This window comes from Wenyingzhuangia fucanilytica (assembly GCF_001697185.1).
Taxonomy (GTDB): Bacteria; Bacteroidota; Bacteroidia; order Flavobacteriales; family Flavobacteriaceae; genus Wenyingzhuangia; species Wenyingzhuangia fucanilytica.
On record NZ_CP014224.1, the window covers coordinates 2,260,591 to 2,276,674 of the forward strand.

Here is a 16,084-nt window from a genome sequence, read left to right on the forward strand (position 1 = left end):
AATTTTAAAGTTGCAAAAATACGCTTTACAGGTGAGTTACACCTAATATCAACACCTTAAATCTTTATCTAGAAAAGTTCTTTTTTTGCATTAGAACCAATACAACAATAGGAATGGCTAATAAAACTACTGGTAATGTTTGGGTTATTAGAACGCTAGGTATTAATACAATAGTCGCTAAATATCCGGCAATAGCGCCTCCAATATGGGCACTGTGACCGACATTTCCTGATTGATTTTTCATACCATACATAGAATAAAACAAATAACCGATTCCGAATATATAGGCCGGAAAACTTATAGGTAATGGAAAAATAGACAAAGGCATATCTGGAAATAACACAATACTTGAGTAAACAATTCCTGTAACCGCTCCAGAAGCCCCTACTGCTGAATAATATAGATTGCTTTTGTTTAATAACAAGGACAAATAATTCCCTATAAATAAGCTTAATGCATAAATTCCCAAATATAATAAAGGTGAAAAATAGCTTAGAACAACATTAGAAAACATGTATAATACATACATGTTAAAACCTAAATGAATATAATCTGCATGTAAAAACCCTGAAGAAAACATTCTGATTTTTTCCCCTTTTTGAACGGATGATATATTGAATTTGTATTTATTAAAAAACACAACATCCTTAAACCCTTTAATACTCATAATTACATTAGCAAGTATCAGCCCTATTACTATTAATTTCATTGGATTCAATTTATTTTTATCCGATATATATTCGATATTTGCAATTCATATTTTTATAAAATGAATAAAGAACGAATTATCTTTACAATACTATATCCGATTATTTATATAATTTCAAAATTACCATTATCTATCTTATATGGGATATCAAATCTGCTATATTATTTAGTTTATTATATTATTGGGTATAGAAAGAAAACCGTTAGAAAAAACTTAGCTCTTTGTTTTCCAGAAAAAACTGATAAAGAAAGACTAGAAATTGAGAAAAAATCTTTTAGACATTTTGTAGATATTTTTATTGAAATGTTAAAAGGTTTTGGGATTAATGAAAAGGAATTAAATAAAAGATATATCTATAAAAACCCTGAATTGATTGAGGAATACGGTAAAGAAAATCAAAGTATTTTAATTGTAGGTGCTCATCACGGAAACTGGGAGTGGTTATTCAATATCAATCGTAGAACTTCTTTAAAATGTATTGGGGTCTATAATAAAGTAGAAAATAAATATTTTGATAAATACGTAAAAGAAAACAGAGCTCGTTTTGGTTCTTATTTTGTTACCACAAAGGAAACGATTCCAACCATTATAGATCATTATAGAAAAAAAATACCCTCGTTATACGTTTTACTTAGTGATCAATCTCCACAAGTTGGAAAAACTCATTATTGGGCTCCATTTTTTGGACATGTAGTTCCTATTCATACAGGGGCAGAAATGTTGGCTAACAGATTTAATCACCCTGTGATTTATATGGATATTAAAATGCCAAAAAGAGGACATTACGAGGTTACTTTTGAAAAATTAACGGCAGCAGAAAACTCGACTAGTGAGTATCCGTTAACCGATGCATATCTTGAAAAAATAGAAGCTGCTATTAGAAAAAACCCTGAGACATATTTTTGGACACACAATCGTTTTAAACATTTGGGTAAAGCCCCTAAAAAGTAACTTATTACTTTACTATCTTTAGCTTTATATAGAACAAACCCCATCTAAATGATTAAACAATTTAAAGTTTGGTTAAACAAGCCTTATTTCTTAATTGATAAACTTTCTGTTAAACTTTCAATGACCCTAGGAGTTGGATTGTTTACTTTCTTATTCCTATATATTTTTCAACCTTTTGGAATAGATCAAGTTATTAATGCCAATATTTTTTTAATTGTTGGTTATGGTGTACTTGTTAGCCTTAGTTTGTTTATTAGTTATTTTATACTTCCTAAAATTTTTCCTGTTTATTTTAATCTAAGGAATTGGACAGTACAAAAAGAAGCTACTTTTTTACTAGTTTCTTTTTTAATTATAACCACCATAAATTACATATATCACAATGTATTTATTAGTGACTACATGCCTGCTTTTTCTTATCCCAAATTTATGGCATCGGTTTTTTCCATTGGAGTATTTCCTGTAATGTTGATTATTTTTTTAGTAGAAAAACATTTACAGAGTCAATTAAACATTAGTTCTCATAAAATTATTGAAGAAATACGAAAAGAGAAAAAAGAAATCATCACCATTGAATCTGACAATATCAAAGAAACTCCTTTAACTTTAAATATTGATGATTTTTTATATGCACAATCTAACAACAACTACACAACTATAGTGTATTTATTAGAGGGGAAGCCTAAAAAAACATTGATGAGGGTTACATTAAAAAAAGTAGAAGACTTTTTAACTACTTATCCGCAATTTATAAGATGCCACAGATCTTTTTTGGTAAACAAAAATGAAGTTCTTAAAACCGAAGGAAATGCAAGAGCAACAGTGGTCATTTTGAATCACATTCAAGAGCCAATTCCTATTTCTAGATCTTTTCCAAAAGAAAAATTAATTTCATAAAAGCCCTAAATCACTAGTTTTTAAGGTTCCATTCCTCCCAAACACCACAAATACTACCTGTATATCACATATTTTAACAACCTGATTTTTCTATTTGTATTATTGTTTATGTAAATTGATAACAAAAACAATATGAAAAATAAAGAGGTAATTATTATAGGAGCCGGATTCTCGTCATTATCCGCTAGTTGCTACTTAGCCAAAGCTGGCTACAATGTTACCATATTAGAAAAAAACAATCATATTGGAGGAAGAGCACAGCAACTACACAAAGATGGTTTTGTGTTTGATATGGGTCCAACTTTTTATTGGATGCCAGATGTGTTTGATAAATTCTTTAACGATTTTGGCAAACAAACATCCGACTATTATCAAATTACACAATTAGATCCTGGTTATAAAGTTTATGCAGATGTGATGAGTTCTATGAACATAGCTGCCAATTTTAAGACCATTGTAAACACTTTTGAGGAAAAAGAAAAAGGAAGTGGAGATAAATTAAAAAAGTTTATTGCCGATGCAGAAGAAAACTACAACCTAGCCATTAAAGATTTAGTATATCAACCAGGAGAAAATATATTTGAAATTATCACACCAAAAACAGCCTTAAAAGTTGGGGCTTTTTTTAGTAACATAAAATCACAAGTAGCTAAATACATAAAACATCCCGAGTTAAAACAAATACTAGAATTCCCAGTTTTATTTCTTGGAGCCAAACCAGAAACCACTCCTGGGTTTTACAACTTTATGAATTATGCCGATTTAAAACTTGGTACTTGGCATCCTAAAAAAGGAATGCATCAAGTAGCAGTTGGTATGGCAAACCTAGCAAAAGAGTTAGGGGTAAAAATAATATGTAAAGAAAATATTACTAACATCAATCTAGAAAAAAATAAAGTAAACACTGTTACAACTACAAATAATGAATATAACTGCGATATTTTGTTAAGCGGTGCAGACTATCATTTTACAGAAACTTTACTACCTAGAAAATATAGACAATACTCAGAAGAGTATTGGAACAAAAAAACCTTTGCTCCTTCTGCCCTACTTTTTTATGTAGGTTTTAACAAAAAATTAGCAAACGTTTCTCATCACACTTTATTTTTTGATACTGATTTTAACGAACATGCAAAATCTATTTACAATACTTTAACCTGGCCAGAAAAACCTCTTTTTTATGCTAGTTTTCCAAGCATAACAGATGATTATTTTGCACCAGAAGGAAAAGAATCTGGAACTTTTTTAATTCCAATTGCACCTGGAATAGAAGATACTCCAGCCATTAGAGAAAAGTATTTTAACATCATTATTAAAAGGTTAGAAAAAATAACAAACCAAAACATTGTTGATTTCGTAAGTTTTAAAGAAAGCTATTGTATTAATGATTTTAAAGAACAATTTAACTCGTATAAAGGAAACGCATATGGTTTGGCAAACACATTATTACAAACTCATATTTTAAGACCTAAACTTAAAAGTAAAAAAATTAGTAACTTATACTTCACTGGACAGTTAACCGTACCCGGACCAGGAGTACCACCAGCAATTATATCTGGAGAAATTGTGAGTGAACTTATTAAAAAAAATTAGCATTTATGAAAGCTCTATTTGACAGTACCAGTTACCAATGTAGTCAGTTAATCACAAAAAAATATAGCACTTCCTTTTCTTTAGGTATTTTGCTATTTAAACCTACCATAAGACCTGCCATTTACGCAATTTATGGTTTTGTTCGTTATGCTGATGAAATTGTAGATACTTTTTTAGATTATCCTCAAGAGACATTATTAAATGAGTTTGAAGAAGAATACTACAAATCTTTAGACAGAAAAATAAGCATGAATCCTATTCTCAATGCTTTTCAAGAAGTGGTACTTAAATATAATTTACAACCTTTTGTAAAAGATTTTTTAAAGAGCATGAGAAGAGATTTATCTCAAACCACCTACGCTTCTATACAAGATTACGAAGAATATATTTATGGTTCTGCTGATGTTGTTGGATTGATGTGTTTGCGTGTTTTTGTAAATAATAATGAAGAAAAATATCAAGAGCTAAAACCTTATGCTATGAAGTTAGGTTCTGCTTTTCAAAAAGTAAATTTTTTAAGAGATTTAAAAGATGATTTACAAGATTTAGACAGGTCTTACTTCCCAAACCTGACCTCTCTACCTATGGATGCCAAAACCAAACAAGAAATTATTTTAGACATAGAAAACGATTTTAAAGAGGCTTATATAGGAATTAAAAAACTACCGATAGAAAGTAAATTAGGAGTGTATTTAGCCTATAAATATTATCTAAAACTATTATACAAACTAAAGCAAACTACTAGTGAGCAAATTATGAATGAAAGAATAAGGGTATCTAACCCTACAAAAATGTTGATTCTAATGAGAGCTTACACCAAATATTCTTTAAGATTAGTATAATTTATGAAAACCCTATTCATCGCTTTTTTTGCTGCTTTAACTTTATCGTGGAGCAACAACTGTGAGCAATTACAAAAAGTTAGAACTTTTTTTCAGGATGGAGTAGACAAAGAGCAATTAGAAGAAATGATAGTCATTTGTGAAAAATCTAATTGTAGTGATGTTATTCCCTATCACGCTGCTGCTATCATGAAAAAAGCCGAGTTTGTTTGGTCTCCTATGCAAAAGTTATCTAACTTTAAAAAGGGAAAAAAAATGCTAGAAAATTTTATAACAAAACATCCCAATCATGTTGAAGCCAGATATATTAGATGGCTCACACAAAATAAAGCGCCTAAGTTTTTAGGCTACTACAATAACCTCGATGAAGATGATTTGTTTATTCAAAAAAACTTAGCCAAAAGTAACATCAATACAGACTATCAAAACATAATGTTAAAACACATTAAAAAAATAAAAAATGAATAACGTATTAATATATATTCTTACTACACTAGGTACATTTTTATTTATGGAATGTATTACTTGGTGTACCCATAAATTTGTAATGCATGGTTTTTTATGGTATTTACACGAAGATCATCACCAACCGAAATATCAAGGAGTATTTGAGAAAAATGATGCTTTTTTTGTCATTTTTGCCATCCCTAGTATTGCTTTGTTTTATTTTGGAATTAGACCAGAGCTTAACTTTTTGTTTTTTATCGGTTTGGGAATTTTATTTTATGGTATTGCCTATTTTTTAGTTCATGATATCATCATTCATCAAAGATTTAATTGGTTTAAAAACATAAAAAACCCATATATCAAATCTTTAAGAAAAGCTCACAAAGTGCATCATAAACATTTAGGAAAAGAAGAAGGAGAATGTTTTGGTATGTTGTACGTACCTATTAAATATTTTAAACAATATTTTTAATGCAATACACCTATTTACTCATCAATATCGCATGTATCTCAATTCCTTTTATCGCTAGTTTTTACAAAAAACACGCATTTTACAAAGAGTGGAAATACTTTTTTTTGAGTTGTATGCTGGTGGGAACTTTCTTTTTAATTTGGGACGAAATATTTACTCAATTAGATTTTTGGGGCTTTAACCCTACTTACTTAACAGGAATTTATTTAGGTCATTTACCTCTAGAAGAAATTTTGTTTTTTGTTTGTATTCCTTACGCTTGTTCCTTTACTTATTTTGCCTTTCTGTATTTAATTCCCAATAAAAAAAACAATCAAAAACTGATTAAATTCAACTATATTTTAGCTTTGTTTTTGTTAGGCTTAGGCATTTTAAACTACCACAAATGGTACACTTTTTTAACCTTTTTGTTTTTAGGTATTTTCTTACTTTATCTAAAAAAATTAAAAGTTAATTTGTTTTATTACTACCTAACTTTTGCCACCATTCTTCCGTTCTTTTTTATGAGTAACGGAATATTAACTGGTAGTTTTTTAGAAGCTCCTATTGTTTGGTACAACAATACTCAAAATTTGGGCATAAGAATGTTTACCATTCCTGTGGAAGATACTTTTTACGGAATGTTATTAATTTTTGGAAACATATACTTTCATCAATATTTTAAACAAAAAGCAAATGCAAAAAGTTAATGTATTTTGGTTTAGAAGAGATTTACGTTTGTTTGATAATACAGCTCTAAACAAAGCTTTAGCAGAGAACATCCCTGTACTTCCTATTTTTATTTTTGATGATGAAATTTTAGAATTTTTACCAAAGAATGATGCTAGGGTATCTTTTATTTATGACTGTTTAAATAACATCAATCAAGAACTAAATCAACATAAAAGTAGTTTATTGGTTTTAAAAGGAACACCTACAGAAGTATGGAAACAACTTTTTAAAAATTACAACATCAATGCTATTTACACCAATAAAGATTATGAACCTTATGCTTTAGAACGAGATAGAAATATTTACAAATTGGCTAAGGAACATCAAATTGAATTTTATAGGTTTAAAGATCAAGTCATTTTTGAAGAAAATGAAATTATAAAAGCCGATGGAAAACCATACACTGTTTATACTCCTTATAAAAACAAATGGTTAACTGTTTTTAAAGAAAGAACTCTTACAACGCAAACAGGTAATGATCAAAACTTTTTAAAACAAAAAACATCATTTCCCAAAATTGAAGAGATAGGATTTACAGCTTCTTTAATAAAAGTACCTAAGTTTGACGCTACAAAAATTATAGATTACGGAAAACATAGAGATTTCCCTTCTATTGATCACACCACACATATTGGTCCTCATTTACGTTTTGGTACTTTAAGTATCAGGCAAGTCATTTTAAATTTACCAAAGCAAAGCGATGTCTATTTAAGTGAATTAATTTGGAGAGAGTTTTTTATGCAAATTCTCTTTCATTTTCCGCAAGCACAGCACCACAATTTTAAATCTAAATACGATACCATTCCTTGGAGAAATAACGAAGAGGAATTTAACAAATGGTGTAACGGACAAACAGGATACCCTATAGTAGATGCAGGTATGAGAGAGTTAAATGCCACGGGACATATGCACAACAGAGTAAGAATGATTACGGCAGGATTTTTATGCAAACACTTACTGATTGATTGGCAATGGGGTGAAGCGTATTTTGCCGAAAAATTATTAGATTATGAACTAGCTGCCAACAACGGAAATTGGCAATGGGCTGCAGGAACAGGTTGTGATGCTGCTCCTTATTTTAGAGTTTTTAACCCGACCACTCAAATTCAAAAGTTTGACAAAGACCTAAAATATATTAAAAAATGGGTGCCCGAATTAAATGAATTAAGTTATCCAGAACCAATGGTGGAACATAAATTTGCCAGAGAAAGAGCTATTAACACCTATAAACTAGCTTTAGAAAGCCACTAAAAAAATTTATTACCACTTATTTTTTTCACAGTACTAAGAAACAGACGTTTAACAAATTCTATTATTTGTTATATCTTTAAGGCCTTATTAAAGAAACCTTATCATGAAAAAAATACTTTTTGCCCTATCTTTTATTTTACTTACTTCTTGTTTTAAAGATGATCTTCCAAAAGACTATACAGAAGAAAACGAACAAGAAATTTTAGCTTATTTAAGTGAGCATGATTTAACTGATTTAGCTGTTAAAACCAACTCTGGGCTATATTATGTAATTGATGAAGAAGGTGATGGATTACAACCTACTTATCAAGATGTAGTGACTGTAGCATATAAAGGAACATTTACCAATGGAAAAGTTTTTGATGAAAGCGATGAAGAAGGTATTTTAATAAGCTTACAACAAGTTATTTATGGATGGGCTGAAGGAATTCCATATTTTAAAGAAGGAGGTTCTGGTAAACTTATTATCCCATCTAGATTGGCTTATGGTAGTTACGACAGAGAAGGTATTCCTGCGGGGTCTGTTTTGGTTTTTGATATTGAATTACTTTCTGTGAATTATTCTAAAGAAAATGAAAAAGAAATCACGGACTATCTTTCTGAAAATAATTTAACAGAATCTGCTGTAAGAACAGATTCAGGACTTTATTATATTATTAAGGAAGAAGGTACTGGTGAAACCCCTACAGATACAAGTATTGTTACCGTTAATTACAAAGGATACTTTACAGATGAAGAAATATTTGATGAGAAAGACAATAAAGTATTTAATCTGTCTTCAGAAACCTTAATTCAAGGATGGAAAGAAGGAATTCCATATTTTAAAGAAGGTGGTAAAGGAAAATTATTCATCCCATCAAGGCTGGGGCTTAAAAATGGTTCAGTACTTATTTTTGACATCGATCTTATCACTATCAATAATTAAAAAGGACTGTCTTAAAAACATTATAAAATGTCATTCTGAATTTAGTTCATAATCACACCATGCTTTAAATAGTAGTGATGAGAAACTGAAACAAATTCAGTTTGACGAATACTTTACTTTTAAGACAACTCTTTTTTTATAGATTTTTTTAATCAAAATCTTCATTTATTTCTATCCAATAACCATCTGGATCTTGAAAATAAAACTGTTTAATTCCGTCTTTTCTTATATAATTTTTATCAGGAGTTCCCAACCAATCCGCATAAGCTATATCCATAGTATTTAAATGCTTTAAAAAAGGAGATATATCTTTTATGGCCAATGCAAAATGAACAGCTTTATTGGTTTTTATTTCAGCTGTTGGTCTAGGAATCAAATGAAGTTGTTTTCCTTCGCCTATAGAAAACCATCTTGTTTTAGAGTCAGAAGCTGTGTTTTCAATCTCCTTAAGTTTTAATACTCTTATATAGAACTCGCTAGATTTTTCTACATCTTTAACAGAAAGTGCAACATGGTTAAATGAAAATGTAAACATGGTTTTATTTTTATAAATCAAATATCAATATTCTTAATTACTTTATTTTAGTTTCCAAAAGCAGTAATAACTACAGTTCTACGCCCTCCATAATTGCGATGTTCCCCCAAATATATTCCTTGCCAAACACCCAAATTTAAAGAACCTTTGCTAATTGGAATTTGTACAGAACAACCCAACATAGAAGCTTTAATATGTGCTGGCATATCATCACTACCCTCGTAATCATGTTTGTAATAAGGCATGTCTTCTGGGATCATTTTATTAATATGCGTTTCAAAATCTAACCTTACTGTAGGGTCTGCATTTTCGTTAATGGTTAAACTTGCAGAAGTATGTTTAATAAACACTTGCAATTGCCCTATATTAATAGTTTTAATTTCTGGTATAGCTGTTAAAATTTCATCCGTAATTAAATGATAACCTCGTTTGCGAGAAGTTAACTGAATTTCTTTTTGATAAAAAATCATAGTTCTGTAATTAGACCATAAAGATACTTTAATCCATATATTTTACCTTCTGTATATACCTAAACGCAAAACTCTAACTACCAACACAATAGAGTTTAAATGTCAAAATTTCAGTTTTAATCAAATGGCATATCCTTTGATTTTAAGTAAGTAAATAGATTGTTTAACTTAAATTTTAATATTATGTCACTAGTAAAATTTTCAAATTCGTACCCAGACTTATTTGATCGTTTTTTTAATTATGATATGTTAAACGGTTCAAGTAAGCATTTTTCTAAAACTAACACTACTATACCATTGGTAAATGTTTCTGAAAACCACGATGGTTTCTCTATTGAAATGGCCATTCCTGGATTTAAGAAAGATGATTTTAAATTAGAATTAGACAATGGTAGATTAACTATCTCATCCGAAAAAGAAGAAAAAAGAGAAGATGACCATTATGCTGTAAAAGAATACAGTTATCAATCTTTTAGTAGGTCTTTTACTTTATCAGAAAGTATAGAACAAGAGAATATTGAGGCCAGTTATGATGATGGGATATTAAAAGTTTTTATTCCTAAAAAAGAGGAAGCCAAACCTAAACCTATTAAGGTAATTGATGTAAAGTAATTTTAAACCGAGGTAATACTCGGTTTTTTATGTGTATTTAAAATTTTACCATTATGTTAGAATTACAAAAACATGTATTATCACAAGTAAAACACAATAAAGAGTTATTTATTAAAGAGTTAATCAAGTCTAAAAAATGGCTAAACCATTCTGAAATAGAAGAATTAAAAGTATGGTTATTACAAGAACAATTTAAAAGTCATCATCAAATTATTCTAGCCACATTAACTCATCATTTTCAAATAGCTTCATAAAAATAAAACCCCGTTTCAGAAAACTGAAACGGGGTTTTAAATATTTATCAATTACTAATTTGTAATTATTTTACTTCTTCAAAGTCAACATCTTCTACATCGTCACCTCCGTTAGAAGCTGCAGCAGGCTCTTCTTGTTGAGCTCCAGCAGCACCATCTTGAGCAGCCGCTTGGAATTCAGCAGCAGCACCTTGTAAAGCAGTGTTTAACTTTTCAATAGCAGGATCAATTCCTTCTATATTTTTAGCAGCATGAGCAGCTTTTAATTCATTTAAAGCTTCGTCAATAGGAGCTTTTTTATCTTCAGGAAGTTTTCCTTCTACTTCTTTCAATTGCTTTTCTGTTTGGAAAATCATTTGATCAGCAGTGTTTAACTTTTCTGCAGTTTCTTTTGCTTTAGCATCTGCTTCTGCATTTGCTTCTGCATCTGCTTTCATTTTAGCAATTTCTTCTTCTGATAATCCTGAAGAAGCTTCAATCTTAATTTCTTGAGATTTGTTAGTTGCTTTATCTACAGCAGAAACTTTAATAATTCCGTTTGCATCAATATCAAAAGTTACTTCAATTTGTGGAGTACCTCTTTGTGCTGGTGGAATATCAGTTAATTGGAAACGTCCAATAGTTTTGTTATCTGCAGCCATTGCTCTTTCTCCTTGTAATACGTGAATATCAACAGAAGGTTGGTTATCTACAGCAGTAGAGAAAACTTGAGATTTTTTAGTTGGAATAGTAGTGTTTGCTTCGATTAACTTAGTAAACACATTCCCCATAGTCTCAATACCTAAAGATAATGGTGTAACGTCTAATAACAATACATCTTTTACATCTCCAGCTAAAACTCCACCTTGAATAGCCGCTCCAATAGCAACAACCTCATCTGGGTTTACTCCTTTGTTTGGCTCTTTACCAAAGAATTTTTTAACTTCTTCTTGAATTACAGGAATACGAGTAGATCCTCCTACTAAGATTACCTCATCAATATCAGAAGTATCTAAATCTGCATCTTGTAATGCTTTTTTAACTGGCTCCATAGAACGAACTACTAAATCTGCAGCTAATTGCTCAAATTTTGCACGAGTTAAAGTTTGTACCAAGTGCTTTGGTCCTGCAGCAGTTGCAGTTACATATGGTAAGTTGATTTCTGTTTGTGTAGATGAAGACAATTCAACTTTTGCTTTTTCAGCAGCTTCTTTTAAACGTTGTAATGCCATTGGGTCTAAACGTAAATCGATATCTTCTGCCGATTTAAATTCGTTTGCCAACCAGTCAATAATCACCTCATCAAAGTTATCTCCTCCTAAGTGAGTATCTCCGTTTGTAGACAATACTTCAAAAACTCCATCTCCAATTTCTAAGATAGAAATATCAAAAGTACCACCTCCTAAATCGTAAACAGCAATCTTTTGGTCAGATCCTTTTTTATCAATACCGTAAGCTAATGCAGCAGCAGTTGGCTCGTTAATAATACGTTGAACTTTTAATCCTGCAATTTCTCCAGCTTCTTTAGTAGCTTGACGTTGTGCATCGTTAAAATATGCAGGAACTGTAATTACAGCTTCTGTTACTGCTTGTCCTAAATAGTCTTCAGCAGTTTTTTTCATTTTTTGCAAAGTCATTGCAGAAACTTCTTGTGGCGTATATAAACGTCCATCAATATCAATACGTGGAGTATCGTTATCTCCTTTAACAACTTTATAAGGTACTCTAGTTACTTCATCAGCACACTCAGAAAACTTGTTCCCCATAAAACGTTTTACAGATGCAATAGTTTTAGTTGGGTTAGTTACAGCTTGTCTTTTTGCAGGGTCTCCTACTTTACGCTCTCCACCTTCTACAAATGCAACGATAGATGGTGTAGTTCTTTTTCCTTCAGCATTAGGAATTACCACTGGATCGTTTCCTTCCATTACAGAAACACAAGAGTTAGTAGTTCCTAAGTCAATTCCGATAATTTTACTCATAATTATTTATTTAAATAAGTTGTTGATTCAATTTTACACTTAGCAATAGTCAATTTGTATGCCACGAGCTGCCAAACAACAAATTGTCACAAAGAAATGACAGGTTGGCAGAAATAAAGAAATAATTAATATAGTAAACACAAACTTTGTTCAACTTTTATTCATTAATGTGCTCTAAAAAACTAATTAAAAGAATACTATATTTGTTTTTAAAACTGCTATTCTAAAAAAATGAAAAACAAACTTTTACCCCTAATTATTACTTTTATAAGTATTTACTCTTATGCCCAAGATCAATTTGAAAAAGGATATTTTATTGACAACGACAATCAAAAAACCGATTGTTATATTAAAAATAAAGATTGGAAATACAATCCTACAGATTTTAAATACAAACTTTTAGAAAGCTCCGATAAAGAAGAAGCCACAATTAGTGCGGTTAAAGAATTTAAGATTCTTAACAGTGTAAAATTTGTGAGAGCAACTGTTGATATTGATAAATCTAGTGAATTTAACAATAGACTTAGCAAGGTTAGAAACCCAGAGTTTAAAGAAGAAACGCTTTACTTAAAAGTTTTGGTAGATGATGAAGCCAGTTTATATCAATATGAAGAATCTAGTTTGATTCGTTTCTTTTACAAGGTTAAAGACAATGAAATCAAACAGTTGATTTATAAACATTATAAATCTCCACTTAATAAAAATGTGACTTCAAAAAACACCGATTTTAAAAAACAAATTTATAATGATTTAAAAAGTGAGAACATCACTCTTGTCAAAACTTTAGAACTTGAATACGACAAAAAATCATTGGTTGAAATATTTGAAGAATATAATCAAAACACAAATCAAGAATATCAAGTTTATAACTTTCGTAAAAAACGTGATTTATTTAATTTGAATCTAAAACTAGGAATTGATTACCCAAATGCCATTATAACAAACAATAACAATCCTCAATATAAGAACGTAAATAGTGGAAAACAATTTCAAATAAGGTATGGTATTGAAGCTGAATTTATAATACCTGTAATGAACAACAAATGGGCTATTATTATTGAACCGACTTATCAATCTTTTAAAAGTAAATCAACCCAAACTACTAATGCCCCATTTGTAGTAGAACGTACTTTTGAACTAGATATAGATTATAAATCTATTGAACTTCCTATTGGAGTTAGGTACTATTACTTTTTAAACAAAAAATCAAAACTATTTATTAATGCTTCTTTTATCTATGATTTTTATTTTAAAAATTCATCTATCAACATCAAAAAAACAAACTCAAATAGCAAGTTAGATATTGCCACCACTCCGTACAATTTGTCTTTAGGAATTGGTTATAAATATCATAAAAAGGTAAGTGTAGAGCTTAGGTGTTATTCTACTAGAGATCTTACAAAACAATATCTTAGCTGGGAATCCAACTATAATAACTTATCACTAATAGTAGGATATAGTTTGTTTTAACAAAATAATATACCAAAACAAAAGCCCAATTTTATGATTAAAATTGGGCTTTTGTTTTATATCGTTATAATTTCTTACCTCGTAAAAATTAAATCTGTTTCGGTAGATAAATTTGCATCAAAAGCATAACCTTCGTAATTAAATCCTTTTAATCCTTCTATAGAGTTTATATTGTGATCTATGATATAACGAACCATTAAACCTCTGGCCTTTTTAGCAAAAAAAGAAATTATTTTTAACTTACCATCCTTGTAATCTTTAAACTCTGGTGTAATTACAGGAACTTTTAATAATTTAGGCTTTATTGCTTTGTAATATTCATTACTGGCTAAATTCACAAAAAGTTCATCATCTGCCAATTCTTCATTTAGTTTTTGAGTAAGAGTCTCTCCCCAAAATTCATATAAATTATTTTTTCTACCAACCTTTAATTTACTTCCCATTTCTAAACGATATGGCTGCATTAAATCTAATGGTTTTAACACACCATATTGACCAGATAGAATTCTTAATTTTTCTTGTAGCGTTTCTATTTGCTCGCTTTTTAAAGTATATGCATCTAAACCTGCATATACATCGCCATTAAAAGCAAATACTGCCTGACGGGCATTTTCTGGTGTAAAAGGTAAAGACCAATCTTGATTTCGTTGCCAATTTAAATCACTCAACTTCTCCGAAATCTTCATCAAAGCTCCTAAATCTTTAGGTTTCTTCTTTTTTAAAACCTGATTTAATTTTTCGGCCTCTTGTAAAAAATCTCCTTGAGTATAATTAGCCGTAGGTACTTTTGACTCAAAGTCTAATGATTTTGCGGGTGATACTACAATTTTCATTTTTATATTTTTTGATCATCTATTTTTGGTTCTCAGCTGTACTCAGTACAAGCTTTTTGAATACCTTTCTAACTCCTTTAGTTCAAACTCTTAAGTTCTCGTCTTCGCTCGAACACCAAATATTTACTTATTCGTCAGCGTATATCCTCTCCATTTTTCTAACACTTGCTGCATATCTTCTGGAATTTCAGAATCAAAGCGCATCATTTCTCCAGAAGTAGGATGCTCAAAACCTAAAGTTTTAGCATGTAGAGCCTGACGTGGAATTAGCTTAAAGCAATTATCTACAAATTGCTTGTATTTGGTATAAGTAGTTCCTTTTAACACCGCATTTCCTCCATAACGTTCATCATTAAATAAAGTATGTCCTATATGCTTAAAGTGCGCTCTAATTTGATGTGTTCTACCTGTTTCTAATCTACACTCTACTAAAGTTACATAAGAAAAACGCTCTAAAACTTTAAAGTGTGTAACGGCTGGTTTCCCTTGATCTCCATCAGGAAAAACATCTTGCTGCAAACGGTTTTTTAAATTACGTCCTATATTTCCTTCAATAGTTCCTTCATCTTCATCAATATTTCCCCACACCAAAGCATAGTACAAACGTTCTGAAGTTTTATCGTGAAATTGTTTAGATAAATGTGCCAAAGCATGTTCTGTTTTAGCAACCACTAATAATCCACTAGTATCTTTATCTATTCGGTGAACCAAACCTGGTCTACCATCCGCATTTTCTGGTAAATTTTTAAAGTGATGCATTAAAGCATTTACCATGGTACCATTATAATTTCCATGTCCTGGATGAACTACTAAACCAGCAGGTTTGTTTAATACAATCACCTCATTGTCTTCAAAAACAATATCTAAAGGAATATCTTCTGGTAAAATTTCTGTTTCTTTTGGTGCAAACTCAAAAACCACTGTTACTATATCACCTGGTTTTACTTTATAATTGGCTTTTACTACCTCATCATTCACCAATACACTTCCGTCCTTAACAGCTTGCTGAACTTTGTTACGAGTAACATTCATTACAAAATTCATTAAAAACTTATCTACCCTTAAAGGCTCTTGTCCTGCTTCTGCTACAAATCTATAATGCTCATAGTTTTCTTCTACTCCATCCATTTCTGGTACAAATTCTTCCATAA

18 protein-coding genes are annotated in these 16,084 nt (G+C 30.3%); 12 read left to right on the forward strand and 6 right to left on the reverse strand.

Going from position 1 to position 16,084, the window contains the following annotated elements; genetic code table 11:
- Positions 1-64: 64 nt before the first annotated feature.
- Positions 65-709, reverse strand: a complete 645-nt coding sequence (locus tag AXE80_RS09095; protein WP_068826515.1) for a rhomboid family intramembrane serine protease — start codon at positions 707-709, stop codon at positions 65-67.
- Between the two features lie 60 nt (positions 710-769).
- Here AXE80_RS09095 and AXE80_RS09100 point away from each other — a divergent pair, with 60 nt between their 5' ends.
- The 9 genes from AXE80_RS09100 (at position 770) to AXE80_RS14565 (ending at position 8,798) form a co-directional block, all read left to right on the forward strand.
- Positions 770-1,660, forward strand: coding sequence for a lysophospholipid acyltransferase family protein (locus AXE80_RS09100; RefSeq protein ID WP_068826517.1), 891 nt, complete (start codon positions 770-772; stop codon positions 1,658-1,660).
- Between the two features lie 48 nt (positions 1,661-1,708).
- Entirely contained in the window at positions 1,709-2,557 is an 849-nt protein-coding gene (locus AXE80_RS09105; RefSeq protein ID WP_068826519.1) for a LytR/AlgR family response regulator transcription factor, read from the forward strand.
- A gap of 132 nt (positions 2,558-2,689) precedes the next feature.
- Positions 2,690-4,150 (forward strand): phytoene desaturase family protein, encoded by a 1,461-nt coding sequence (locus AXE80_RS09110; RefSeq protein ID WP_068826523.1) that lies wholly within the window; start codon positions 2,690-2,692, stop codon positions 4,148-4,150.
- 5 nt (positions 4,151-4,155) lie between these two features.
- The gene (locus tag AXE80_RS09115) at positions 4,156-4,992 is read left to right on the forward strand and encodes a phytoene/squalene synthase family protein (protein WP_068826525.1); all 837 of its coding nucleotides are present in this window, start codon (positions 4,156-4,158) and stop codon (positions 4,990-4,992) included.
- Between the two features lie 3 nt (positions 4,993-4,995).
- A complete protein-coding gene (locus AXE80_RS09120; RefSeq protein WP_068826528.1) occupies positions 4,996-5,460 on the forward strand; it encodes a hypothetical protein in 465 nt (154 codons plus the stop codon).
- Positions 5,453-5,911 (forward strand): sterol desaturase family protein, encoded by a 459-nt coding sequence (locus tag AXE80_RS09125; RefSeq protein ID WP_068826531.1) that lies wholly within the window; start codon positions 5,453-5,455, stop codon positions 5,909-5,911. Before AXE80_RS09120 ends, AXE80_RS09125 begins: the two co-directional genes overlap by 8 nt.
- Entirely contained in the window at positions 5,911-6,600 is a 690-nt protein-coding gene (locus tag AXE80_RS09130; RefSeq protein WP_068826534.1) for a lycopene cyclase domain-containing protein, read from the forward strand. The genes AXE80_RS09125 and AXE80_RS09130 overlap by 1 nt, the downstream gene beginning before the upstream one ends.
- Entirely contained in the window at positions 6,587-7,873 is a 1,287-nt protein-coding gene (locus AXE80_RS09135; protein WP_068826536.1) for a cryptochrome/photolyase family protein, read from the forward strand. The genes AXE80_RS09130 and AXE80_RS09135 overlap by 14 nt, the downstream gene beginning before the upstream one ends.
- A 103-nt stretch (positions 7,874-7,976) precedes the next feature.
- The gene (locus AXE80_RS14565; RefSeq protein ID WP_068826540.1) at positions 7,977-8,798 is read left to right on the forward strand and encodes an FKBP-type peptidyl-prolyl cis-trans isomerase; all 822 of its coding nucleotides are present in this window, start codon (positions 7,977-7,979) and stop codon (positions 8,796-8,798) included.
- A 148-nt stretch (positions 8,799-8,946) separates the two neighbouring features.
- Here the strand turns inward: AXE80_RS14565 and AXE80_RS09145 are convergent, their stop codons facing one another.
- Positions 8,947-9,333 (reverse strand): VOC family protein, encoded by a 387-nt coding sequence (locus AXE80_RS09145; protein WP_068826543.1) that lies wholly within the window; start codon positions 9,331-9,333, stop codon positions 8,947-8,949.
- 47 nt (positions 9,334-9,380) lie between these two features.
- Positions 9,381-9,803 (reverse strand): secondary thiamine-phosphate synthase enzyme YjbQ, encoded by a 423-nt coding sequence (locus AXE80_RS09150; RefSeq protein WP_068826545.1) that lies wholly within the window; start codon positions 9,801-9,803, stop codon positions 9,381-9,383.
- Between the two features lie 183 nt (positions 9,804-9,986).
- Here AXE80_RS09150 and AXE80_RS09155 point away from each other — a divergent pair, with 183 nt between their 5' ends.
- Positions 9,987-10,415 carry an Hsp20/alpha crystallin family protein gene (locus AXE80_RS09155; RefSeq protein ID WP_068826547.1) on the forward strand — a complete coding sequence of 143 codons (429 nt, stop codon included), beginning with the start codon at positions 9,987-9,989 and terminating at the stop codon, positions 10,413-10,415.
- 53 nt (positions 10,416-10,468) lie between these two features.
- On the forward strand, positions 10,469-10,669 hold the full coding sequence (locus AXE80_RS09160; RefSeq protein ID WP_068826549.1) for a hypothetical protein: 201 nt from the start codon (positions 10,469-10,471) through the stop codon (positions 10,667-10,669).
- A 65-nt stretch (positions 10,670-10,734) separates the two neighbouring features.
- Here AXE80_RS09160 and dnaK read toward each other — a convergent pair whose 3' ends face one another.
- The gene (gene dnaK / locus AXE80_RS09165) at positions 10,735-12,630 is read right to left on the reverse strand and encodes a molecular chaperone DnaK (protein ID WP_068826551.1); all 1,896 of its coding nucleotides are present in this window, start codon (positions 12,628-12,630) and stop codon (positions 10,735-10,737) included.
- 231 nt (positions 12,631-12,861) lie between these two features.
- On the opposite strand from dnaK, the gene AXE80_RS09170 reads away from it, so the two are divergent.
- Positions 12,862-14,100 (forward strand): outer membrane beta-barrel protein, encoded by a 1,239-nt coding sequence (locus AXE80_RS09170; RefSeq protein ID WP_068826553.1) that lies wholly within the window; start codon positions 12,862-12,864, stop codon positions 14,098-14,100.
- A gap of 74 nt (positions 14,101-14,174) precedes the next feature.
- Here AXE80_RS09170 and yaaA read toward each other — a convergent pair whose 3' ends face one another.
- Both yaaA and AXE80_RS09180 read right to left on the reverse strand, forming a co-directional pair.
- Positions 14,175-14,933: a peroxide stress protein YaaA gene (yaaA, locus tag AXE80_RS09175; RefSeq protein WP_068826555.1), complete on the reverse strand. Its 759-nt coding sequence runs from the start codon at positions 14,931-14,933 to the stop codon at positions 14,175-14,177.
- 123 nt (positions 14,934-15,056) lie between these two features.
- Positions 15,057-16,082 carry an RluA family pseudouridine synthase gene (locus AXE80_RS09180; protein WP_068826557.1) on the reverse strand — a complete coding sequence of 342 codons (1,026 nt, stop codon included), beginning with the start codon at positions 16,080-16,082 and terminating at the stop codon, positions 15,057-15,059.
- Positions 16,083-16,084: the final 2 nt, after the last annotated feature.